Source organism: Coprococcus sp. AF16-5, from assembly GCF_003479365.1.
GTDB lineage: Bacteria > Bacillota > Clostridia > Lachnospirales > Lachnospiraceae > Coprococcus > Coprococcus aceti.
Genome location: NZ_QUGZ01000001.1, coordinates 835,865 through 859,637 on the forward strand (window position 1 = coordinate 835,865; position 23,773 = coordinate 859,637).

23 protein-coding genes are annotated in these 23,773 nt (G+C 47.6%); 2 read left to right on the forward strand and 21 right to left on the reverse strand.

The window, feature by feature from the left end; all coding sequences use genetic code 11:
• Window positions 1–68: 68 nt before the first annotated feature.
• From DWW70_RS03700 to DWW70_RS03710, 3 genes are all read right to left on the reverse strand, one after another.
• Window positions 69–1,229: a stage II sporulation protein P gene (locus DWW70_RS03700; RefSeq protein WP_015533140.1), complete on the reverse strand. Its 1,161-nt coding sequence runs from the start codon at window positions 1,227–1,229 to the stop codon at window positions 69–71.
• A 92-nt stretch (window positions 1,230–1,321) separates the two neighbouring features.
• Window positions 1,322–2,224 carry a GPR endopeptidase gene (gene gpr, locus DWW70_RS03705; protein WP_015533141.1) on the reverse strand — a complete coding sequence of 301 codons (903 nt, stop codon included), beginning with the start codon at window positions 2,222–2,224 and terminating at the stop codon, window positions 1,322–1,324.
• 92 nt (window positions 2,225–2,316) lie between these two features.
• Window positions 2,317–2,628: a hypothetical protein gene (locus DWW70_RS03710; RefSeq protein WP_015533142.1), complete on the reverse strand. Its 312-nt coding sequence runs from the start codon at window positions 2,626–2,628 to the stop codon at window positions 2,317–2,319.
• A gap of 261 nt (window positions 2,629–2,889) precedes the next feature.
• On the opposite strand from DWW70_RS03710, the gene DWW70_RS03715 reads away from it, so the two are divergent.
• Window positions 2,890–5,613, forward strand: a complete 2,724-nt coding sequence (locus tag DWW70_RS03715; RefSeq protein WP_118649247.1) for a transglycosylase domain-containing protein — start codon at window positions 2,890–2,892, stop codon at window positions 5,611–5,613.
• Window positions 5,614–5,677: 64 nt separating this feature from the next.
• On the opposite strand, the gene spoVAE is transcribed toward DWW70_RS03715, so the two are convergent.
• Entirely contained in the window at window positions 5,678–6,034 is a 357-nt protein-coding gene (gene spoVAE / locus DWW70_RS03720) for a stage V sporulation protein AE (RefSeq protein ID WP_015533143.1), read from the reverse strand.
• A gap of 6 nt (window positions 6,035–6,040) precedes the next feature.
• Window positions 6,041–7,066 carry a stage V sporulation protein AD gene (gene spoVAD, locus DWW70_RS03725; RefSeq protein ID WP_055144017.1) on the reverse strand — a complete coding sequence of 342 codons (1,026 nt, stop codon included), beginning with the start codon at window positions 7,064–7,066 and terminating at the stop codon, window positions 6,041–6,043.
• Between the two features lie 165 nt (window positions 7,067–7,231).
• On the opposite strand from spoVAD, the gene DWW70_RS03730 reads away from it, so the two are divergent.
• Complete coding sequence (locus tag DWW70_RS03730; protein ID WP_330376131.1) at window positions 7,232–8,587, forward strand: chloride channel protein; 1,356 nt, start codon at window positions 7,232–7,234, stop codon at window positions 8,585–8,587.
• A gap of 25 nt (window positions 8,588–8,612) precedes the next feature.
• On the opposite strand, the gene DWW70_RS03735 is transcribed toward DWW70_RS03730, so the two are convergent.
• The 16 genes from DWW70_RS03735 to DWW70_RS03805 form a co-directional block, all read right to left on the reverse strand.
• Window positions 8,613–10,340 (reverse strand): VanW family protein, encoded by a 1,728-nt coding sequence (locus DWW70_RS03735; protein ID WP_118649248.1) that lies wholly within the window; start codon window positions 10,338–10,340, stop codon window positions 8,613–8,615.
• Window positions 10,341–10,721 carry a DUF3783 domain-containing protein gene (locus DWW70_RS03740; RefSeq protein WP_015533147.1) on the reverse strand — a complete coding sequence of 127 codons (381 nt, stop codon included), beginning with the start codon at window positions 10,719–10,721 and terminating at the stop codon, window positions 10,341–10,343.
• A 119-nt stretch (window positions 10,722–10,840) separates the two neighbouring features.
• Window positions 10,841–11,290 carry a SpoVA/SpoVAEb family sporulation membrane protein gene (locus DWW70_RS03745; RefSeq protein ID WP_117548724.1) on the reverse strand — a complete coding sequence of 150 codons (450 nt, stop codon included), beginning with the start codon at window positions 11,288–11,290 and terminating at the stop codon, window positions 10,841–10,843.
• Between the two features lie 40 nt (window positions 11,291–11,330).
• Window positions 11,331–11,747, reverse strand: a complete 417-nt coding sequence (locus tag DWW70_RS03750) for a stage V sporulation protein AB (RefSeq protein WP_055144013.1) — start codon at window positions 11,745–11,747, stop codon at window positions 11,331–11,333.
• Entirely contained in the window at window positions 11,737–12,360 is a 624-nt protein-coding gene (locus tag DWW70_RS03755) for a stage V sporulation protein AA (protein WP_118649249.1), read from the reverse strand. Before DWW70_RS03755 ends, DWW70_RS03750 begins: the two co-directional genes overlap by 11 nt.
• 57 nt (window positions 12,361–12,417) lie before the next feature.
• On the reverse strand, window positions 12,418–13,101 hold the full coding sequence (locus tag DWW70_RS03760) for a sigma-70 family RNA polymerase sigma factor (RefSeq protein ID WP_022217223.1): 684 nt from the start codon (window positions 13,099–13,101) through the stop codon (window positions 12,418–12,420).
• Window positions 13,101–13,538 (reverse strand): anti-sigma F factor, encoded by a 438-nt coding sequence (spoIIAB, locus tag DWW70_RS03765; protein WP_015533153.1) that lies wholly within the window; start codon window positions 13,536–13,538, stop codon window positions 13,101–13,103. The genes DWW70_RS03760 and spoIIAB overlap by 1 nt, the downstream gene beginning before the upstream one ends.
• A gap of 17 nt (window positions 13,539–13,555) precedes the next feature.
• Window positions 13,556–13,903 (reverse strand): anti-sigma factor antagonist, encoded by a 348-nt coding sequence (locus DWW70_RS03770; protein ID WP_015533154.1) that lies wholly within the window; start codon window positions 13,901–13,903, stop codon window positions 13,556–13,558.
• A 112-nt stretch (window positions 13,904–14,015) separates the two neighbouring features.
• Window positions 14,016–15,626 carry a tetratricopeptide repeat protein gene (locus tag DWW70_RS03775; RefSeq protein ID WP_015533155.1) on the reverse strand — a complete coding sequence of 537 codons (1,611 nt, stop codon included), beginning with the start codon at window positions 15,624–15,626 and terminating at the stop codon, window positions 14,016–14,018.
• Between the two features lie 29 nt (window positions 15,627–15,655).
• Entirely contained in the window at window positions 15,656–15,802 is a 147-nt protein-coding gene (locus DWW70_RS14965; RefSeq protein WP_015533156.1) for a hypothetical protein, read from the reverse strand.
• Window positions 15,789–17,087: a bifunctional folylpolyglutamate synthase/dihydrofolate synthase gene (locus DWW70_RS03780; protein WP_055272691.1), complete on the reverse strand. Its 1,299-nt coding sequence runs from the start codon at window positions 17,085–17,087 to the stop codon at window positions 15,789–15,791. Before DWW70_RS03780 ends, DWW70_RS14965 begins: the two co-directional genes overlap by 14 nt.
• Window positions 17,088–17,128: 41 nt before the next feature.
• The gene (gene queF / locus DWW70_RS03785; RefSeq protein ID WP_015533158.1) at window positions 17,129–17,623 is read right to left on the reverse strand and encodes a preQ(1) synthase; all 495 of its coding nucleotides are present in this window, start codon (window positions 17,621–17,623) and stop codon (window positions 17,129–17,131) included.
• Between the two features lie 59 nt (window positions 17,624–17,682).
• Window positions 17,683–18,903: an aspartate aminotransferase family protein gene (locus DWW70_RS03790; RefSeq protein ID WP_015533159.1), complete on the reverse strand. Its 1,221-nt coding sequence runs from the start codon at window positions 18,901–18,903 to the stop codon at window positions 17,683–17,685.
• A gap of 403 nt (window positions 18,904–19,306) precedes the next feature.
• Window positions 19,307–21,067 carry an ABC transporter ATP-binding protein gene (locus DWW70_RS03795; protein ID WP_118649250.1) on the reverse strand — a complete coding sequence of 587 codons (1,761 nt, stop codon included), beginning with the start codon at window positions 21,065–21,067 and terminating at the stop codon, window positions 19,307–19,309.
• The gene (locus DWW70_RS03800) at window positions 21,060–22,796 is read right to left on the reverse strand and encodes an ABC transporter ATP-binding protein (RefSeq protein ID WP_118649251.1); all 1,737 of its coding nucleotides are present in this window, start codon (window positions 22,794–22,796) and stop codon (window positions 21,060–21,062) included. The genes DWW70_RS03795 and DWW70_RS03800 overlap by 8 nt, the downstream gene beginning before the upstream one ends.
• A 187-nt stretch (window positions 22,797–22,983) precedes the next feature.
• Window positions 22,984–23,733 carry a YebC/PmpR family DNA-binding transcriptional regulator gene (locus tag DWW70_RS03805; RefSeq protein ID WP_015533161.1) on the reverse strand — a complete coding sequence of 250 codons (750 nt, stop codon included), beginning with the start codon at window positions 23,731–23,733 and terminating at the stop codon, window positions 22,984–22,986.
• Between the last annotated feature and the right edge of the window lie 40 nt (window positions 23,734–23,773).

Sequence of the window (23,773 nt, forward strand, 5' to 3'; positions counted from 1 at the left end):
ACTCGCATTTGACGTTAATATAACATGTATGAGCATATAACTGCAAGTGCCAATATGCCACTTAATCCTCACTTCAGGAGCACCTTTGCAAGCATTGCGGCAAATGGTTCGATGGCGTTGTATTCCTCCTCCACCGTGTTAGTCTGTGCGCCTATCTCTGCCAGCATGGCGTGCGGCATGAGATCCATGTTGTACCGGCTCGTACTTATGTATATCTTGCGCATCATGTCGCCGTAATTTGCCCTGCCCGCCAGATAGGTCTGAAGTGCAAATGCCATGTTGTCGACCTTGTTGTCATTGCTCCAATAGTCCACATCGTTGCCATCCTCGTCACGGCACATGCCATTTAACAGCATGATCTGTGCTGTGGGCTTTCCATCCACATCTGTAACCAGATGTGTGTCATCCGGCACACCATCCCTGTGGAGATCTATGATGACCTCTATCTCAGGATTGTCCTTAAGTATCTGTGACACACCTTCCCTCGAATAATCATAGGAAGCGTTCCTGTCAAGAACCCCTGTCATCATGTCATATGCCGTGGTGTCGTGGTACACCGGTATGCCATATGTATCCGTGAGTATCTCCGCCAGGCGGTTGCCAAGTCCTATCACCGTGTCGTCCACCTCGCCCGGTCTTGAGTCCGCAAATGCCTCGGAGCTGTGGGTATGATATATCAGAACTTTGTATCCGCCCGTATCCATATCCAGCGACAGATCTTTGCCGAGCAGATTTTCCGCATCCAGCTCGTCTTTTTTTACGCACTTAGGGTATGTGGCGTTATAACAATATGAAAGGAGTGTATCTGCGTCCATACCTATATAAGAGCTCATTATATCCGCCATGGCCGACACAGTCCTGGCATCAGCGGATCTCTGCGCAGCTTCTGTGGTCTCAGTGCTGGCAGGCGCAGAAGTCTCTGAAGTCTCCGCCTGCGATGATGCCTCACCTTCGGAATCCGCATCCTCCGTCTGGTATGTCCTGCCCTCCTCGCACACCTCCCTGACCTGGGATTCCCAGTAATCCATGTAACAGTACACATCCGGCTCAGCCGCACCGGGGCTGTATATACTCTCGCCTGTTTCACCCGAAGAACTGCCATATATCCCGCTATACACCAGCTTCCACACATCATCAGTTATCCCGGTCTTTATCAATATCCCCGCGCACACCAGAATCACCCACGCAAGTATATACACAGTCTTCGTATGAAGCTTTCTGTCCGACATACATTTCCACCCCTTTTGAATATGCTATGGCCTCTGTTATCCATTATTCAAATATATGAGTGTACGTGCCAAATGATTCCCTGTATTTTTCTCTACATCGCTATGGCATTTATCGCCTCAGATATCGTAAAGCTGATGCGGCGCACTAGCTCGTCTATATTTTTCGGGGTCACGAACATATCCGCCATATCCTCGTCCAGAAGATTGCACGCTATCTGGTATCTCTGCTTCTCCGTGAACTCCCTCATGATCCTGCGCCCGTAGGTCTCGTTAAATGCATCAGCCACCTCATCCAGCGAATCGTCTATGATGGATGGAACGGAGATGACTGTCGGAACACCGACTGCGATCACGCGTCTGCCAAGGTTGTCTGAGCTCAGTGTCTTTCTGTTGTTGCCGACACCGGAGCCGGGGCTTATACCTGTATCCGTGAGCTGGATGGTGCATCCGAGTCTCTTGCTGCTTCTGGCCGCCAGGGCGTCTATTGCAACCACGATCTCCACGTCTATCTCATCGCATATTCCCCTGACTATATCCACAGTCTCTATTCCGGTCTGTGCCATGACTCCCGGACATATGGCACTCATGACCAGATCTGGCTTTCCCGGAGTGTCCAGGTGCCTTGTCACATACAGATTGTCTATGACCAGCGGGCCTATGGAATCCGGGGTGACCTGCCTGTTGCCAAGTCCGACCACCAGTATATTTCCCGCATGCCCCATGAGCTCCCTGAGTCTGCCCTCAAGCTCCGCCCTCAGAGGTTCATGTATGGACTCCTCATATTCCTTAAGCTTGGAACACTCTATCGTTATATATTGTCCCTTTGCCTTTCCCAGATTTTTCTCCCCTATCTCATCCAGCACCGTTATGGTGGTGGTCTTGATGCTCCTGTCCTCATTCACCACCGTCTTCACCTTGACCCCAGGCATATTTCTCCTGTCGGCTACATTTTCTCTGAGCTCTATCGCAAGATCCGTACGTATCTCCCTGTTCATATGCGTCCTCCTTACATAACCCATTACATGTATAATAAAATACCCCGGCGGATGCATTTTTATGTATCCGCCGGGGCATTCCACGGTAAATCTTACATTACCTTGCCAAGTATTCTGTTGATCACTTCAGGATATCCGCACACCCTGAGGACAGGTGGCTCCCACTCCAGGGATGCCGTCTGATAAAAGCATGTCGACACACCGACTTCTATTCCGCCCTCCATCTCTGATGATCTTACGATCCTTCCAAATTTCTTCTTGTCCTTAACAAGTCCCCAGGCGGCTTTGTTGATGGTAAATTCCACCACCGGGTAGCCTCCCACATATCCTGTCACCTTTGCGTCGTCCACATATGACAGCTCGTCCTTCCAGTATTCAACCGCTTCGTCTATTGATGCAAACATATATCTTCTCCTGTTTATTCTGCACTTTTTTATATTTATTATGCTTTTGAATCATACCGTTGTCAATTTACTCTTTCTGATTTTTTCGTTCACGTTTATTAATTTTTGTTTTGTTGCAATATTTTTTTCTTTATTATTATACTGTTATTTGATATACTAATTTGAAGTGTATATTAACGGCAGTAGTCTGCCCTTATTTAGAATTTACTTTTACAATTAAATAGCGGGGATCTATCCCCCAGGTTTTAAGGAGGTCTTTTTATGGATTTTACTAAGAAGGGAGCGGTGAAGGCTCAGAAGGAGCTGGTATCCAAGCTTCCAAGAAACCGGCGTAAGCTTAACATTTCTGTGTTTAAGATTATACTGGTGCTGGTGCTCGCCATTGTGATAGTCGGTGTCGGAGCCGGATTTGGAGCCCTCAAGGGTATTCTGGATGACACGCCGAACATCAACGCTGACGCTCTCATACCTAAGGGATACAAGACAACTCTTGTATACCAGAATGGAAAGGAGATCACGACACTTGCCAATTCCAACTCCAACCGAGAGTATGTGTATTACGACTCTATTCCTGAGGATCTTGTGAATGCATTTGTCGCTATAGAGGACAGACGTTTCTGGGAGCACAACGGAATCGATGTACAGGGTATCGCCAGAGCATTTATAAAGGGTCTCAAAAGCGGAGACTTCGATGAGGGTGCTTCCACTCTTACACAGCAGCTTATCAAGAACAACGTGTTCAACGTCGGACTGAATGAGTCAACCTTCCTTGATAAGCTCGAACGTAAGGTTCAGGAGCAGTATCTGGCTGTGGATATGGAGAAGAAGATCGACAAGAAGTCGATAGTCGAGTATTATCTGAACACCATATATCTCGGAGAGGGCTGCTACGGTGTTGAGACTGCTGCCAAGACTTACTTCGGCAAGGAGCTCAGCCAGTTATCGGTATCTGAGTGTGCCGTGCTCGCAGCAATTCCGCAGAACCCTACCAAATACGATCCTCTTCTGTCGCCTGATGACAACAAATCCAGAAGAACCCAGGTTTTGAAATATATGCTGGATCTGGAGTATATAACACAGGCACAGTATGACGAGGCAATAAACGATAATGTTTACAAGCGTATCGCTTCCGTATCTAAGAAGGAAGAAAAGGAGCAGAAGACAGAGGTCAACTCATACTACACTGATGAGGTCATCAAGCAGCTTCAGAATGATCTGGTTGCCAAGGGCTACTCAGAGGATGAGGCTGAGACATTGATCTGGTCAGGCGGACTCAAGGTAATCGTGTGTCAGGATCCTGATATTCAGGAGATCGCTGATTCAGTTGTAAATGATGCATCCTATTGGCCTGAGCCTGTATATCAGCTCAACTACGCTCTCACCCTTGCGGATAAGGAGACAAAGGTTCAGACGAACTACAGCGTGGAGAATCTTGAGAGCTGGTTCACAGAGCAGGAGGGCTACGACTACAGCGCAAGATATTACAGCGAGGATGATGCCCGTGCTGCGGCTGACCAGTTCAAGGATGCAATGGTTGCCAAAACCGGCGACGAGGTCTTCATGGAGACATTCAAGCTGGTCATCCAGCCACAGGTATCATTCACTCTCATGGATCAGAACACCGGTCAGGTCAAGGCACTTGTCGGAGGACGAGGAGAGAAAACTGAGAACAGATCATTCAACCGTGCAACTGAGGCGACCAGACAGCCTGGTTCCTGCTTCAAGATCGTTGCTGCATATCTCCCGGCACTGGAGGCATGTAATATGTCTCTGGCAACCGTATATGACGATGCACCATACAACTATGAGAATGGTAATCCTGTATACAACTGGTACGGCGGTTACTGGGGACTTAAGACTATCAGATACGCTATCATGGAATCTATGAATATCATAGCCGTAAAGTGTATCACAGATGTAACTCCACAGCTCGCATACGACTATCTGCTGAAGCTTGGATTTACAACTCTTGTTGAGAGAAAGACAGACAGCGACGGTCTCATCCTGTCAGATATAAACCAGTCTCTTGCACTCGGTGGTCTGACAAACGGTATAACAAACCTTGAGATCACAGCCGCTTACGCCACCATCGCAAATGGCGGTAATTATATAAAGCCTGTATTCTATACAGAGGTATATGACCATGACGGCAATCTTCTTATAGACAACAGGGAGCCTGAGAAAACCCGTGTAATATCAGAACAGACTGCATGGCTTCTCACAAATGCAATGCACGATGTTGTAACAGGAGGTACCGGTTCAGGTGCCAACTCTTACACAGGTATGTATACAGCAGGTAAGACAGGTACCACATCAGGAGACTTTGATAACTGGTTCTGTGGTTATAACCCATACTACACAGCTTCTATATGGCTTGGAAATGATGAGAACATCACATACAGCCCTGGTTCTATCAAGTGCTATATGTGGAGAGATATCATGGATCAGGTCATTGAGAAGAAGGGACTTGATACATCAGCTACATTTGAGATGCCGGACGGAATCGTACAGGCCACTGTATGTTCGGATACAGGACTTCTTCCATCGAATGGATGTCCTACCGTAACAGATTACTTTGACGCATCCAAGATTCCTACAAAGTACTGTCCAGGTGTCAAGAAGGTTGTCGTATGTAACGAATCACACATGCTTGCCAACAAGGAATGTCCTGAGACTACAACCTTCATCTACAAGCTGAATGATGATGGTGAATATGTTCTTGAGGGTTACACATGGGATGAATCACTCCTCAAGGAGCACTGTAACATCCACGGCAAGAAGAAGGATACAAAGAAAACTACCAAGGCAACCACGACCACCGAGGATACATCGGAGGATACAACGGAGGATACAACAACGGAGGAGCCTACAACGACTGAGGAACCTACAACTGAGGAACCAACGTCAGAGGAACCTACCTCTTCAACGGAGATAACCACAACCGAGGAACCAAGCTCGGATGATTCAACCGATACAACTCAATGACGGAAAGCCCCATCATACAATTCAATGTATGATGGGGCTTTTTATATCCTGCCTGTCTTCTATTCTATTTTGTCATCTTCGGCTTGAATATCAACGATGCAAGATATCCAAATATCAGTGCGGCCGAGCTTCCAACCGCCGCCATCTGGAAGCCTCCGCGGAACAGTCCGATAAATCCATCCTTATCAACCGCCTCAGTTATGCCCTTCCACAGATTATATCCAAATCCCGTGAGCGGCACCGATGCCCCGCACTGTGCAAATTCCAGAAGCGGCTTGTATATTCCAAGCGCTCCAAGCACAACTCCCGTACAGACGAGTATGACCATTATCCTTCCCGGAAGAAGCTTGGTCTTGTCCATCAATATCTGGGCAAGAACACATATTATTCCGCCAACCACAAACGCTTTTACATAATCCATTTACATCTACTCACCTTTCTTTTCGTGATGCTCTATCATGACCGCATGGGCGATCCCCGGTATGGTCTGCCCCTCGTTATAGCTCACCGTGGAAAGCAGGGCTCCCGTCGGAACAAACAAAACTCTCTTCCACTCCCCGGAGCTCAACTTCTTCAATATATATCCGGCGAGGACGGTCGCCGAGCAGCCACAGCCCGATCCGCCAGAGTGGGTATCCTGTTCCTCGTTTTCAAATATCTCTATACCGCAGTCCATATGATTTGCCGATATATCCACATTGTTCATGCTCAGAAGATCCTCAAGTATCGTCTTGCCGACCTTACCGAGATCACCGGTTATTATCCTGTCGTAGTATGTGGGCTTTATTCCAAAGTCCTGAAGATTCTGATATATAACGGCAGCCGCCGCTGGTGCCATGCACGCTCCCATGTTGAGGGAATCCTTCACACCATAGTCCACTATCTGCCCTGTGGTTACGCCCTGGATACACACATCTGACTCTCTGTCTGACACCACAAAGGCACCACTTCCCGTGACCGTCCAGGTAGCTGACAGGGGACGCTGATTTCCATATTCCAAGGGAAAACGGAACTGCTTCTCCGCACTTCCATAGTGGCTTGACGCCTCCGCAATGACGTTGTCCGCATACCCCGCCGCCACAGTCATGGACGCAAGCGACAATGCCTCCCCGCACGTCGAGCACGCACCATACAGACCGAACACCGGTATCTCCATATCCTTGATTCCAAATGTCGACGCTATGAGCTGTCCCAGCAGATCCCCGGCAAATATATACCTTATATCCTGCTTGACTATTCCCGCCTTCTGTATGGCAAGGGTCACCGCCTGACGCACCATCTCGCTCTCGCCTTCCTCCCAGGAATCTTTGCCAAATGTTGCATCCTCGCTCACTCTGTCAAAATATCTCGCCATGGGGCCGTCTATCTCCTTCGGCCCCGCCACCGCTGCTGCCCCCAGTATATATGGGGGATTGCCAAATTTTATGCTCTGTTTTCCTTTTTTCTCATTCATATCATGCAACTCCCTTATATGGATAAATGTAACTGTTACTATAATTCCCTTATGCACTGCAGATTATAATGGTAGTTTTTGTTAATCTCAGCACTGGACAAATTCATTTATTTGCTTTAACATTACTAAAGTTGCTTTACAAAGAAAAAGGAATGGAGAATCGCCGTGGAATTTACAAAGGAATACTGGGTAAACTGTTTTAGCAGATGTGTCAGATATGCTACGACTTTTTTCAAATGGATAGTTTTTTCACTGATAATGGGAACAATATGCGGGCTTGTCGGAACAGCTTTTCATATATGCGTAGAGTACGCCACCGGCTTCCGTGAGAACAATCATATGATAATATATTTTCTGCCGCTTGCGGGAATCGTGATCGTATTTATATACAGGATCTGTGGAATAAGACATTCCAAGGGAACCAATCTTGTCATCGGTTCCATAAGAAGTGTGGAGGACGAGATTCCTTCCCGTATGGCACCACTGATCTTTATATCGACGGTCATCACACATCTCTTCGGAGGTTCCTCAGGAAGGGAGGGTGCAGCCCTTCAGATAGGTGGAAGCATCGGTGTGTCCATAGGCAAACTGTTCAAGCTTGACGACAGCGACAAGCATATACTCACACTTTGCGGCATGAGCGCTGTCTTCTCAGCACTGTTTGGAACCCCAATTACTGCCGCGCTGTTCAGTATGGAGGTCATAAGCATCGGTATCCTCTACTACTGCGCATTTGTGCCTTGTCTGTTCTCGTCAGTCATAGCATACGCCATAACACGAAAGCTTCACGTTGTACACGACCACTACAATATAGCCGGCATGCCGACATCCGTGGATGTTCCTTTGGTGATCAAGGTCATCGGTCTGGCTATCCTGTGCGCAGTGCTCAGCAGTCTGTTCTGTATATTCATGAACGTTGTGCACAAGCTTTTCCGCAAATATTTCAAGAACCAGTATGTGCGCGTATTCGCAGGAGGCGTGATGCTCGTCCTGCTCAACATAATACTCAACACCACCGACTACAACGGAACCGGTATGAACATCATCGCCCAGGCGCTCAACGGAGAGGCAAAACCAACGGCTTTCCTTCTCAAGGCGCTGTTCACCGCCATAACAATAGGCTGTGGATTCCGAGGCGGTGAGATCGTTCCATCGTTCTTCGTCGGTGCCACATTTGGATGCGCCATGGGTGGACTCATGGGACTCGACCCGGGCTTTGCCGCTGCCCTCGGAATGGTGTGCTTCTTCTGTGGCGTGGTAAACTGTCCTCTTACATCTCTGTTCCTGAGCATAGAGCTGTTCGGAGCGCACGGAATACTTCTGTTCACCATAGGATGTGCCGTCAGCTACATGCTGTCCGGCTATTACAGCCTGTACAACGAGCAGAAGATCATCTACTCCAAGCTCCGCCCTCACTATGTCAATCTCTACACCAACCAGGAGATAAAGACCAAGGAACCGGGATTCCTGGAAGGCCTTATAAGGATCAGGGAGGACGACTCAGACGACATTGAGGAGTAGCCGGCAGCTACTCTTCCTGAGTATCTTACTCAGACTCAGTCGTCTTCTTATCTGTGTCTGAGCTGTCACTCTTATCTTTGTTCTGATCCTTATCTTTGTCTTTATCTTTGTCTTTATCCTTGTCCTTTGGAAGCTTTCCTACCTTGTACACCTCGTCACGCTTAGAGTACACGCTTATCGCCTCAGGATTGTCCGATATGACATTTCCATCGCCGTCATACACTCTTCTGTAGGACTGCACTGTAAGGCCCTCTATTCCCACTGTGTCAAGCACCTGCTCATCCTTGCCAAGACTCTTGTCCAGCTCATACTTGGTCTCATATGGCTCTGTCTCAACGGTCTCCGTGTAGAGCTCCACGCTGAACGGCTCCGTGATGGTGCCCCATATCGTACATGATGTGGAATATCCATCGTAGCTTGTGCTTATCTTTATCGGGTAATCCGTGTCATTTGTAAATACAAAGTCACATCCGCCCCACGCCACAGTGGCGTCAAGTCCCGCAGGAACATACGATGAAGGGTATGGATGACAATGTCTCTCATCTATCTCGAGATTCGCATACAGGCACGCCATGTACATGGTGGATGACACCTGACATATTCCACCGCCCATGTCCATGACTGACTGTCCGTCAGCATATGATGGGCCCGGAAGGAAGCCTCTCTCCTCGGTGAGCTCTCCGACTCCGAGGTTATATGAAAATGACTCTCCCGGCATGAGTATGGTTCCATCGCAATACTGCGCCGCCAGCTTGACATTTGTCTTTCTGTTCTCTGAACCCTCAACCTCTGTGCTGTATGAACTCATCTCGTCTCTGAACAGCATCTTCCTGTATTCTTCCGTACTCATATCCGCCGGGGTGTATGTGAGCGGGATGCTCACATCCGTTCCCTTCTTGGCAGATTCAAGGCTCTTCTTTGCCGCCTCCAGATCAAAGTCCACACCGTCCTTGGCCTCAACTACCTCGTAGTTCTTGTCAGGGTCAAGCGTTGGATTCTGCGGCTCACAATGTACCTTTTTGTATACCTCGTCCAGATCCACGTCAGCAGACACGACAGGACATTCCACCACAGTGCCATAGTCTCCTTTTGCTATCTGCTTCTTTATGCGGGTTACCAGCTTGTCTGTGTCTATCCTGTAGCTGCCCTTTCCCTTTGTCACAATGAGGTTCTTGTCCTCTATCCTGTATCCATCCTCTATATCCAGATCAACCTTCATCATATCACTGCTCTCGATGGCGGTCGTTATGATGCCGCTGTCGCCTATATATGGATAAATATCATAGCTGCTTCCAAGTGTCCATGATTCCAGAAGCCCATAGCCTCTTCTCCAGAAGCTGTGTGAGTCATCCTGTATCTTCTGCACAGACTTCTCAGAATCCATATCCAGCGCCGCCGACACATCCAGGGTGTAAGTCTTGTCATCCAGCTTCACCTGTATGCCCACACTGCTGTAATCGCGTCTGAACTGGTCATTTATGCTCTTTGCCGCCTCCGCAGATTTCATTCCGCCAACGTCTAATCCGTTTATGGTGGTCTTTTTGTACAGCTTTCTGTTACCCACACACGCACATATTAGCGCATAAAATATCACCATGAACACCGCCGTGAGTATCCAGCTTATCACTCTGTATCGCTGCTGTCTCTTCCTCCACTGCTCAGATGCACGCCGTCCTGAACGTCCTGAAGCTCTCTGCCTGTTCTGCGCAAGTCTATTTTCAGTTGTATGTCCGTTTCTTCTTTCGTCTGCCATCTACATTCCCCTCATCCTGTAGAATAGGTATTCCTTTGCAAGCTCCGAGTAGAGCTGCTGTACAGTCCACTCCCTGTTGCTCCGTGTCACTACCGACTTCAGCCTTACTGCCGGAAGCCCGGTCTTCTTATACCTTTCAAGAAATATATCAAGTTCTTTGCTGCTCACTCCGTCAAATATGAGCATATCCATACTGAGATCTTCCGTCTGTCCGGTCTCATCTCCACAGCCAGATATGTCAGCCGTGTCGCACAGACTTCCGACCTTCATACCATAATGCTTTCTCTGAATGTCAACGCACTCCGCACCTATGTCACTGCATATATCCTGTACTGCACTCTTCTGCTCAGGTGCCAGATTGACTGTCATTAGCCTCTTCATGTCAGCATTTCTCCTGTCTTTCTTCTTTTGTCCAAATCTATACCCATTATGTTATTTTTTCAAATATTGTCAACCGATGTGGGGAAAATATGTTGATTTTTAATTTAATAAACCCCATTTCACCATATTGAGACTATCCAATATATAACACCGAGCAGCCAGCTTGTAAATATACCGTACAGTATAACAGGCCCCGCTATGGTGAACGCCTTCACGCCCTTTCCGAACACTTCACCCTCAGTCTGGAATTCCACTATGGGCGCACACACACCATTTGCAAATCCTGTGATCGGCACAAGTGCTCCGGCACCGCCGTACTTTGCTATCTTCTTGTAGAGATTCAGACTTGTGAGGATAACACTTGCGAGAACGAGTATCAGCGATACATACGCATACGCCTCGTCTTCCTTCACATCGAAGTGTACCAGCAGGTCAAATATTCCCTGCCCTATCGTACAGATCACGCCTCCCACAAGAAACGCCCACAGGCAGTTTCTCGGAACGCTTGATGTGGGTGTCACAAGCTCCACATATTCATTGTAATCGCTCTCTGTAGGTTCAAACTTCATAACAAATACCTCCATTCAACACAAAATATTTTTGATCTTATCACATGCCAAGAACGACGCTCAGCACCGAGCCCACCAGTTTTCCCGCGGCCAGACCGTATATAACGTATGGAAGATTTCTTCTCACACTGAATCTTCTGGCTGCGATTGGTATGACATTCAGCACCTCCGTAAGTGCCCCCGCCAGACATCCCACAAATATCCCTCCGAACAGACATATGATGGTATATCCCACCCATGTCACCGGAACCGATATTTTGAATACATATATCAGATTTGCCAGTGCCGCACCATATGCCAGCAGACACTCTATGAGCAGATAATGCCTTGCCCCCTTTACCTTCTCAAGAAGTTTTGGGAATATTCCTATCATGGATATAAATGCAAAATACCCGCCCGATATGGCCACACCGCTGGCAAAGCAGGCTATGGCAAGCATAGCGTATCTAATCAGCATCTCTCTCCGCCTTCTTTCTGGAGGCATCCGTTATGACTGTCTGGTTGACCTCCTGTTCATACTGTCTCATCTGAACCTGAAGCGGTGTAGGATCATCTGAGAATTTTTTCTTTGCACCGTGATTGAAAAATACGATTATACCGATGAAGAGCCCCAGGGAATATGCTATTCCCGCCACAGGATAGGCATCCCTGCCCTGCCCCACAAATATGTTGTGCATGACGTCAAGCTGTCCAACCATATTGACATCCGAGTTGTACGACATGATGGAAAAGCCTGCTCCGAAAAATGCGATGAAGCATATCATCAGAAATTTGAAGAACTGCTTTACTTTGTCGCTGGTGTCATATGTCCTGTAATACACGACAACGTCCGTCGCCCCTATGGTCTGTGTCTGGCAGTCCGGGTAGTGCTCCTGTATCACCTGCAGAATGTACATCACCGATATGACCTGCTGCTCCCTGCTGCCGGAAAAGCTCATGAGCTCCAGCTTCTCAACGCCGTATTTTATATCGGGATTCGGACTCAGCACCGTCGCCACATCCTTTATTTTGACCTTTCTCTTCTCCGCCAGGCAGCTCTCCGACAGTTTCAAATACAAAAGTTCAGCCATATACATGTCCCCTGTTCTTATATTCTAAGAATAGTCTGTCCATGTATATGGCTGATATTACTCCAATATTTTCCATCTGAGTCTTCCGAGTATCTTTTTCTCAAGCCGGCTCACCTGCACCTGGCTCATGCCAAGGATCTGACCTGTCTGTCCCTGCGTCTTGTCCTGAAAATACCTCAACACCACAAGTTTTCTCTCATCCGGCGTGAGCGTGTCCAGAAGCTGCGATACACACAGCCTGTCCACGATGCGGTCTCCATCTTCCGTGCCGCACATCTCCGCGTGAAGATCATCTATGCATGTCACATCCGATGCCGCGTCCATCGCCATCACAAGCTCTTCAAGAGTCGCTCCTATAGCCTCACATATCTCCTCCATTCCCGGCTCAGTCCCTCTGTTTTTTTCGACCTCGTGTCTGTATCTGTCTGCCCTGTAGTATATCGTTTTAAGATTTCTGCTGACCTTCACCATTCCGTCATCCCTGAGAAAGCGTCTAATCTCCCCCTGAATGAGTGGAACCGCATACGTGGACAGTTTTACCTCATAGTCCATATCAAACCTGTCTATGGCCTTTACAAGGCCTATAAGCCCTATCTGTATAAGATCCTCAAGTTCCTGTCCTCTCCCCACATATCTTCTGGCAACGCTGACCACCAGTCCCATATTGTCCGTCACAAGTTTATCTCTGGCATCTCTGTCTCCATCTTTTGCAAGTTCAAGCAAACGATGATTATCCGCCATCAATATATCTCCTGACTTTTTCCTATTATCTTCTTCATATTTACCACGGTTCCCTCACCCACGCGGGATTCTACCTTTAGCTCATCCATGAAAGCCTCCATAAATGAAAATCCCATGCCCGATCTGCTTCCGTCCGTGACAGTGGTGTAAAGCGGCTCCATTGCCCTGTCGACATTCTCTATGCCGCAGCCGTGATCTGTGATCGTTATGTACAGGGTGCGCTCCTCTATGTATGCCTCCAGGATTATGCTTCCCTCCCCGGATCCATATCCGTGTATTATCGAATTCGTGACAGCCTCCGACACCGCCGTCTTGACATCCTCCACCTCACTGAGTGTCGGATTTGTCCTCGTCAGCATAGCCGCCACCACGACTCTCGCCACAGCCTCATTCCGGGCATCACAGCCAAATTCCATGATCAATCTGTTCTTATCCATACCATTCTCCTCGTTATCTATATTTTATCTGTCCAATCCTCAGCCTCATCCCGGACACCGCTGTCCAGCCTTGTCGCGATCCTGTATATACCGGACATGAGCAGTATCCTGTCCATTCTCGCATTTACATTTATCACCCCAACGCTTCCCCCTCTGTCGTGGAGCTGTCTGTACCTTCTCGTTATAAGTCCTATCCCCGAGCTGTCCATGAACGTTGTCCTGCCAAAATCAAATATGGCATGTCTCACCACCTCCTCGGCAAATACTCCGTCTATCCCTGCGGTCATCTTCACCGCCGCATAATCATCCACCTCTCTGGGCATATACACGATTATAGTATCCCCCATTTTCTCGTAGATATTCATCTTCAATCCCCCTGTCACAAAATAAAAGGCACAAAAGAAACGGTTAATCCTTATCCGTCTCTTTTGTGCCTTCTATAAATTATAATCTTTTTATATGTCTTTCTGTCTTTCGTTACTGTCCGTCAGTTGTATCTGTTCCATCGCCTGTATACGAACTGTCGGTCGTGTCTGTTCCGTCACCTGTATACGTATTGTCGATGGTGCCTGTTCCATCATCCGTATACGTGTTGTCGGTCGTATCCGTTCCATCACCTGTATACGAGCTGTCGGTTGTATCTGTTCCGTCACCTGTGTCCGTGCTGTCGGTCGTACCTGTTTCGTCACCTGTGCTTGATCTGTCGGTTGTATCTGTTCCGTCGCCCGTGTTCGTGCTGGCTGTACTTGCAGAATTCTTCTTTTCAAGTCCCGCCTGTATGGCATCTTCATCCGCATAATCACACGCAACCGTGTAGTATACGGAGTTCGGACAGTTCTCAACAAGCTGGTTAAATACCAGTGTGGCATTGTTATCATCAGAAAGCTTCAGATAACACATCGCCTTGTAGAACAGTGCCACATCGCTGTTAGGTGTATCCTGAAGGACTCTGTTCAGATCATCTATGGCAGCCTCATATGTCATGGTCTCGTACTTATAGATCGCTGACTGTACCCTTGCCTTATTGTCATCCGACAGAACCTGTGAAGCGTAATCGCCATACTTATCTATCTGTGTCTGAAGGTTTTTCGCCTCAGTCTCAGCATTTGTGAGCTTGGTGGTCATGCTGTCCACCTGTGACTGGAGCTCCGATATGGCCACGTTCTTATCCGCTATCTCCTGACTGAATGTAACCTTCAGGTCTCTCTCTGAATTGTCAGCCGCCTTATCCCTGTGCGGGATGATGAGCGTCCACATGGCCGCAAGTCCCAGAACAACTCCCGCTATGATATAAGCGATGGAATATTTGTAGAAATTGATGTCCTTGTATCTTCCAACCGGAATCGGATCCCCATCAAAATCCACCTCGCTGTTGCCGGCTATGAGCTTCTTCTGGTCATCCACGAACAGAGAATCCACATCGTAGTCCTCCTGCGGATAATCCCTGAAGTTCATGATCTCCTCATCAGTGTGGCCCATCTCATTGAAATATCTGACCGCCACTGGATTTGTCCTGTCTATCTTGATGACACGCTTGAGTGCCTTGCGAGCCTTGTCATATCTTCCCTCGTCGATGAACAGAAGTGCAAGGAGCAGGTACCCCTGTATAAATCTGCTGTTGTCGGAAAGTACCTTTCTGAGCTGTATAAAGGCAAGATCCTTGCTGCCCTGCTTCGCATATACCAGCGCCTGATTATACTTTCTGGTTACATTGTTCACCGCCTCCAGCCTGTGTGGGTTGGATTTTATCTCCTTGATGTATCTCTTGGCGACATTCTTGCCGTCAAAATAATTCACACTCACTACCCAGTGGCTGAGCGCCTGAACTATCTCTCCGGTCTCATAGTACACCAGTCCAAGAAGGTTCCGGGCATCTATATTCATCTTGTCATACTTCAGAGACAGCTTGAGCGCCTCCTCCGCACCTGACATATCCCTGACCCTCGCCTTATCAAGCCCTATGTTGTAATAGTACTTTGACGAGTTGAGAGCCTTGTTCACGTAATCTATCTTCAGTCCGCACCTGGTACAGTAACCTGTGACGGCTATCGCTCCACCGCAGTGCTTACAATTCAGTACATCTGCCATATCTTAATCTCCCGACCAATCTGTGTTCTTTACTTCTCTGCTTCCTTTGCAACCCTCATCATCTCCTGCATGACATCCATGATGTCCTTGAGATCATTGTTGTATATTGCATCCTCTGCCTGGTCAAGTTCAAGTGCCGGCTTAAACCTCTTTATCTCTTCATCAAAATTGATCATGTCTGTTCCTCCATCTCTTGACACCGCCCACCAGATACAGGGAACCAACGCAGTATATGTTGGTATTCTCTCTGTCTCCTCTGAGCTCCACTGCCATATCCATGGCATCGTCAATCTCATCGCTGACCATGACCGGAGTATCCGTACACGCCGAGAATATCTCCGCCAGCTTTGCGGAATCCGCCTTTCTGCTGCTGTCAACGCTTGTGACTATTATCCTGCCAAACGTAATATTTCCGGCAAGCAAATGTATCATGGAGTCATACTCCTTATCCTTCACCGCCGCAAATACCAGTATCTTGTCATATTCCCCATGAAGCCTGTTCATGGTCTCTATATATGCATTTACAGCCTCCACATTGTGGGCACCATCCACATATATATGGGGAGCTATCTCCTCCATCCTGCCCTCCCAGTAGAACTGCAGGAGTGCATTCCTCACGGTCTTCTCTATATCCTGTTCCGGTACATTCCGCCTCTTCATGAGCATCCTGAATGCTGTCACGGCAAGGCTGACATTCTCCACCTGGTACAGTGATGTCTTCTGTATCTGTAAATTGCAATAACTATAATACCGATTATGCAATGAAAAATCAATGGTTTTGTTCCCCAAATGATTTATTATATAATCTGATTTTTCGACCGGAATTATGTCCGCTCCACGCTCTTTGGCAGTATCTTCTATGACCCGCGCAGCCGCCTCATCCCGCCTGAAATATATCACCGGAACACCCGGCTTGATGATGCCTGCCTTCTCATAAGCTATCTTCTCTATCGTGTCGCCAAGATACTCCATGTGATCCATTCCCACCGACGTGATGATCGTAAGCTCCGGCGTCAGGACATTTGTCGCATCCAGTCTTCCGCCCATTCCTGTCTCGTATACGGCAAAGTCACACTTCTGCTGTCTGAAATACACCGCCGCCATGGCAAACATGACCTCGAAGAACGAAGGGTGCTCCATGAACTGCCCCTTTACGGTCTCAAATGCCGACACAAAATCGTCATCGGATATATTTGTACCATTTATCTGTATTCTCTCGTTTATGGACACGAGATGGGGTGATATGAACAATCCCACTCTGTATCCCCGGGCTGCAAGCATCTGCGCCAGAGCGCGGCATGTGCTACCCTTGCCGTTGGTTCCCGCCACATGTATCGCAGGAACAGCCTTCTCAGGGTTCCCCAAACGGCACAAAAGACTGGAAAGGTTCTCCTTGCCAATCTTCTGTGCAAAAAGCGGAATACCCAATATATAATCCACAGTCTCTCTGTAATCCGCCATTATGATTCTCCTATCCGTCCGTGCGTGCTGCTCAGACCCAATTATCTATTGTCAACTTTCTCAGGGTAGAGGTCGTGGTTTGCCAGACGGTTCCAGGCAACCTCCTCCCACTTTGTTCCCGGTCTGCCGTAATTGCAGTACGGGTCTATGGAGATTCCTCCCCTCGGTGTGAACTTACCCCACACCTCGATGTACTTTGGATCCATCAGTTTTATGAGATCCTTCATGATGATGTTCATACAGTCCTCATGGAAGTCTCCGTGATTTCTGAAGCTGAACAGATACAGTTTCAGCGACTTGCTCTCCACCATCTTCTCGCCCGGCACATATGATATGTACACCGTTGCGAAGTCAGGCTGTCCGGTGATCGGACAGAGGCTTGTGAACTCAGGACAGTTGAACTTTACAAAGTAGTCGTTGTCCGGATGCTTGTTGTCAAATGTCTGGAGCATCTCAGGTGCATAGTCCATGCTGTACTTTACGTCTTTATTTCCAAGGAGGGTCACACCCTCCATCTCTTCTTTACTTCTTCCCATTATGGTCTCCTATATTACTTTTATGATTCATGCTTATTCTGCTATATGATCACGCTGTATTACTGCTCCTGCAGTGCTTCTGTCACAGACTTGATGAGTAGCTTAACAGCCTCGTCACAGTGCTCCTTCTTAACGATAAGTGGAGGTGCGATCCTTATGATGCTGTCTCTTACCGCTGTTATGAGGAGCTTGTTCTCAAACGCTCTGTGCTTTACTTCAAATGCGATAGGCTTGTTGAACTCAACGCCTATAAGAAGACCACGTCCTCTGATCTCCTTGACACAAGGAAGTGCCTTGAGTTCCTCCATGAAGTATGCTCCTACTTCCTTTGCATTCTCGTAGAGCTTGTTATCCAGTATCTCATCTATCTCTGCAAGCGCCGCTGCACAGCACACAGGGTTGGCTGCGTATGTTGAACCGTGGGCACCAGGTGTAAATGCTGCTGCTATCTTGGTGCTTGTACACATCGCGCCTATAGGCATACCGCCCCCGATGGCCTTTGCCATGGATACCATGTCAGGCTTTACGCCATATGTCATATATGCCATGATGTCTCCGGTTCTTCCCCATCCGGTCTGAACCTCGTCGAACATGAGGAGCATGTTCTTCTCATCACAGAACTCACGAAGTCCTTTAAGGAACTCAGGGTCTGCAGGGTATACACCACCCTCGCCCTGTACAGGCTCTACCATGATTCCTATGGTGTTCTCATCGCATTTGCTCTTGAAGTCCTCAAGGTTGTTATACTCTGCATATGTGAATCCCGGAAGGAGTGGTGCAAATCCCTTGTGGCAGGCCGAATCAGGCTGGCCTGTTGCCGACAGTGCACCGTATGTTCTTCCGTGGAAGCTGTTCTTCGCTGTCACGATCTTATATCTGTCCGGTCCGTAATTGTCCACGCCGTACTTTCTAGCCATCTTGATCATGGCTTCATTTGCCTCTGTTCCTGAGTTCTGGAACACGATCTTCTCCATGCCTATGGTGTCGCACACCTTCTTTGCAAGGAGGATCATTGGAAGTGTATATGCATAGTTTGATGCATGTATTACATTTGCCGCCTGGTCAGCTATGGCCTTTGCAACCTTCTTGTTGGCATTTCCCGCGCTGCTTACCGCTATTCCTGCGAAGAAGTCGAGGTATCTGTCGCCGTTCTCAGCGTACACATACATGCCATCGCCCTTCTCCTCTATGAATTCCCATCTTCTGGACTGCTCTGCCAGATATGTATCTACTATCTCTAAAAGTTCTTCTCTTGTATAACCTGATTCACTAACCTTCATCTTTCTCTCCTTTTGCCTTTATCTACTTTATAGGCAATTGCGAAACATGATTACATATGCAGAGGTGCTTTAGCATACCAATCAGGGGTCGTTTCCACTTAACTCAGTCTGCAGCGGTACTAAAGATGCCGCTGACGCGCCATCTAAGTACCGGCGACTTCGTATTCCCCTGATCTGGTACGGCTAAACACCTCTTGCATGTTCAATTCTTGAATTTCGCAATTGCCTATAATCTACTTCACTGAGTATCGCATCTCGCACGCATACATTATATACACAAAGCCCGCCACTGGCAAGCGTTCGTGAAATATAACAGATAAATGCTTTAACCACCGTTAAAAAGGACTGTACCGTGAGGTATACCTCAAAGCACAGCCCTTTTATATTTATGCATTTCTCTGTATTATCTTGCAAACTGGGAATTGTACAGATTTGTGTAGAAGCCGCCCTTTGCAAGCAGTGACTCGTGATTTCCCTGTTCGATGATGTGTCCGTCCTTCATGACGAGGATGACATCTGACTCCTTGATAGTTGACAGTCTGTGTGCAACCACGAAGCTTGTTCTGCCCTTCATCATCTTGGCAAATGCCCTCTGTATCCTTATCTCAGTTCTTGTATCTATGGATGATGTTGCCTCATCCAGTATGAGCATAGGTGGAAGATCAAGCATAACCCTTGTGATACATAGGAGCTGCTTCTGTCCCTGTGACAGATTGCCTCCATCCTCTGTTATATATGTGTTATAGCCATCAGGAAGTCTCTTGATAAAGCTGTGTGCATGTGACTGCTTTGCAGCCTCGACGATCTCCTCATCCGTTGCGTCCGGTCTTCCGTATGCTATATTGTCCCTTATCGTGCCACTCTTAAGCCAGGTCTCCTGGAGCACCATTCCGTAGTTGCCGCGGAGGCTCTTTCTTGTGACCTCTCGTATGTCATATCCATCCACGGATATGCTTCCCGCATCCACATCATAGAATCTCATGAGCAGGTTGATGACTGTACTCTTACCACAGCCTGTAGGTCCTACTATGGCTATCCTCTGTCCATCCTTCACATTCAGGTTGAGGTTCTTGATGAGCTCCACATCTTTGTTGTATGAGAAGTCAACATTCTTAAGGTCCACCTCACCGTGAACGTCTGTGAGCTCGTGTGCGCCAGCAGGCTCTGCAGCCTCTGGGTCCTCGTCTATAAGCTCAAACACTCTGGCAGCGGATGCCAGCGCGTTCTGAAGCTCTGTGACAACGCCTGATATCTCATTGAACGGCTTTGTATACTGATTTGCATAGCTCAGGAAACTTGTGAGCTGTCCAACTGATATAAAGCCCTTTATAGCTGTTATGGCACCTATGATTCCAACGCCTGTGTACACGAGGCTGTTGACAAATCTTGTACTAGGATTTGTTATCGATGAGAAGAATGTAGCCTGAAGTCCTGCCACATTAAGTCTTCCATTGACCTCCTGGAATCTGTCGCAGGTCTCATCCTCCATGGAGAATGCTGTGACTACCTTCTGGTTCTCAACCATCTCATTTACAAGGGATGTGAGCTCACCCTTGATCTCAGCCTGCTTCCTGAACATACTGTATGTTCTCTTTGCTATGAATGACGCAACAAAGAGTGATACCGGAGTGATACATACGACCACAATGGCTATGATCCAGTTGATCGACAGCATGAAGCACAGTGTTCCTACTATAGTCATAACTCCTGTAAATAGCTGTGTAAATCCCATCAGAAGTCCGTCTGAGAACTGGTCTACGTCAGCTATGATCCTGCTTACTATGTCTCCGTGTGTATGTGAATCCACATATGAGAGCGGCAGGCTGCCAAGCTTCTCATATGCCTTTGTTCTTACATCATTAACCACCCTGTATGTGATCATGTTGTTGAGCACGTTCATGACCCACTGTGCAACAGCCGTTATAACGACCACAATCACAAGCTTTGCAAGCATTCCTTTAAGTCCTGTAAAATCTACTTTTCCCGGTCCAACGACCCTGTCAACTGCATGTCCCATGATGATAGGTGCATACAGTGTGAGCACGACCGATATGGCTGCACATATGAGAGACAGAACCACGAGGAACCTGTATCTCTTGATATACTTCAGTATTCTGAGTATCGTCTTTTTATTTACTGATTTATTCCCTTTATCTTTACTCATGAGACAGTTCCTCCTCCGAAAGCTGTGACTGACATATCTCCCTGTATATCTCACAGTTAGAAAGCAGCTGCCGATGGGTTCCTATCCCGGCTATCTGACCATCATCCATGACGATGATCTTATCCGAATTCATGATGGTCGACGCTCTCTGTGACACAAGGAATACAGTCATGCCCTTTGTCTTCTCCCTGATCGCTTTTCTGAGAGCCGCATCAGTTGCAAAATCCAGCGCCGATGCGCTGTCATCCAGTATCAGTATCTCAGGCTTTCTGACGACCGCTCTGGCTATGGTAAGCCTCTGCTTCTGTCCACCCGACAGGTTCTTGCCCCCCTGGGTGATCTTGAAGTATATTCCATTCTCCTTGCCGTCTACAAACTCCTTGGCCTGGGCTATCTCAAGCGCCTCGTCTATCTCTGCTTCAGTCGCATCCTGCTTGCCCCACCTGATATTGTCTGCTATTGTTCCGGCAAACAATACAGCCTTCTGCGGTACCACTCCGACCTTATGCCTGAGCTCGTCCAGGGTGTAGTCCTTTACGTCAACTCCGTCTATGCACACGCTTCCCTGGCTGGCATCGTAAAATCTTGGGATCATGTTTACAAGAGAACTCTTTCCTGAACCCGTACCGCCTATGATTCCCACAGTCTCGCCCGGTGACACGTCAAATGTTATATCTGACAGGGAATCTGCTCCGGCCCCAGCATATCTGAGATTTGCATCCCTGAAGCTTACCTTTACAGTATTTGCCGGTGATCCTGCTGCCTTGCCTGTTCCGTCTGTTATCGATGGTTGCTGATCCATGACCGCATTTATTCTCTTTGCGCAGGCAACAGCCTTGGTGATCGTCACGATAAGGTTTGCGAGCTTGATGAGCTCGACGAGTATCTGTGACATATAGTTGACAAGTGCGACGACCTTTCCCTGTGTGATGATTCCCGCATCTGTCTGTCCCGCTGCGATCCAGATTATAGCTGCGGTTGAGAGATTGATTATCACATAAGTGACAGGATTCATGAACGCTGATATACGTCCTGCAAGGAGCTGGAACTTCATCAGGTCATCCGTGGACTTGTCAAACTCCTCAAATTCCTTGTCCTGTCTGTTGAAGGCTCTGATAACTCTCACGCCCTCAAGTCCCTCACGGGTGAGCAGTGTGACTCTGTCCAGTCTGTTCTGCACCTTCTTGAACAGAGGTATGCTGAGTGCCATAACACCGAACACAACAATTGAAAGTGCCGGTATGGTCACCACAAATGTCATGGCCGACTTCACGTCGATGGTGAATGACATGATCATGGCACCGAACACTATGAACGGTGAACGGAGGAACAGTCTGAGCACCATGTTGACTCCTGTCTGTACCTGGTTCGTGTCACTGGTCATTCTCGTGAGCAGTGTGGATGTTCCTATGCTGTCGATCTCTGTGTATGAAAGTGATGTAATATGCCTGAACAGATCATTTCGAAGTGCTGTTCCAAATCCTGTAGCAGCCTTTGCCGAAAAATACTGGGCGGTGATAGAACACACCAGACCGATAATTCCCAAAAGTATCATGACGAGACACATCTTCACAACGTAGCTTATGTCACGCCCTGCTATACCGACATCGATTACATTTGCCATGACGATCGGGATAAGCAATTCAAATGTTGCCTCCAACATCTTAAAAAGCGGGGCAAGTATGGACTCTTTCTTATAGTCCTTAAGATATCTAAGTATTCCCTTCATCTCTTCTCCTAACAATACTCATTCCGTATATAACAGACACAGATACCATCCATGTCGTCATTACTCAAATAGAACTTCCACACCATATATAAGGTGCGGAAGTTCTATTTCAAGCTATGCTGCAATGGCGCTGATTATCTGAGTAATTGTCTGTTACCAATGTTATCATATCCCTTGCAATTATATATCAGTCCTCATCGTCCTCTTCCGGAAGATTTGCATTGTGATATACTGCCTGAACGTCATCGTCCTCCTCAAGCATATCTATAATCCTTGTGAACTTCTTGACAACCTCAGGATCGTCTATATCAACATAGTTCTGAGGTATCATTGTGAGCTCAGCCTCAGCCATCTTTATGCCTTCCTTCTCAAGGCTCTCTCTTACCTGCGAGAAATCCTCAGGTGCTGTGATGATCTCGTAGCTGTCATCCTCGTCTGAGAAATCCTCAGCTCCTGCATCCAGTGCCATCATCATGAGGTCATCTGCATCTATATCACAGTCTTCCTTTGCAATGATGATCTGTCCCTTGTGATCAAACATATATGATACACAGCCTGTTGTACCTACGTTACCGCCACCCTTTGTGAAGCAGTTACGCACATTGGCTGCTGTTCTGTTCTTATTGTCCGTAAGAGTGTCTACTATGATGGCGGTACCGTTAGGACCGTAGCCTTCATATGTATTCACTACATAGTTTACTGAGTTTGCATCTCCTGCCGCTCTCTCGATACCACGCTTGATAGTATCGTTAGGCATGTTGTTTGCCTTTGCCTTGGCGATTACATCACGAAGCTTACTGTTGTTCTCAGGATTTGCTCCGCCTTCCTTTACTGCTACCACGATCTCCTTACCAATGATTGTGAAGATCTTACCCTTTGCTGCATCGTTCTTTTCCTTCTTGTGCTTGATGTTCGCAAATTTTGAATGTCCTGACATCGTTAATTCTCCTCTTTCTCTTGATTACTAGTTACGTATA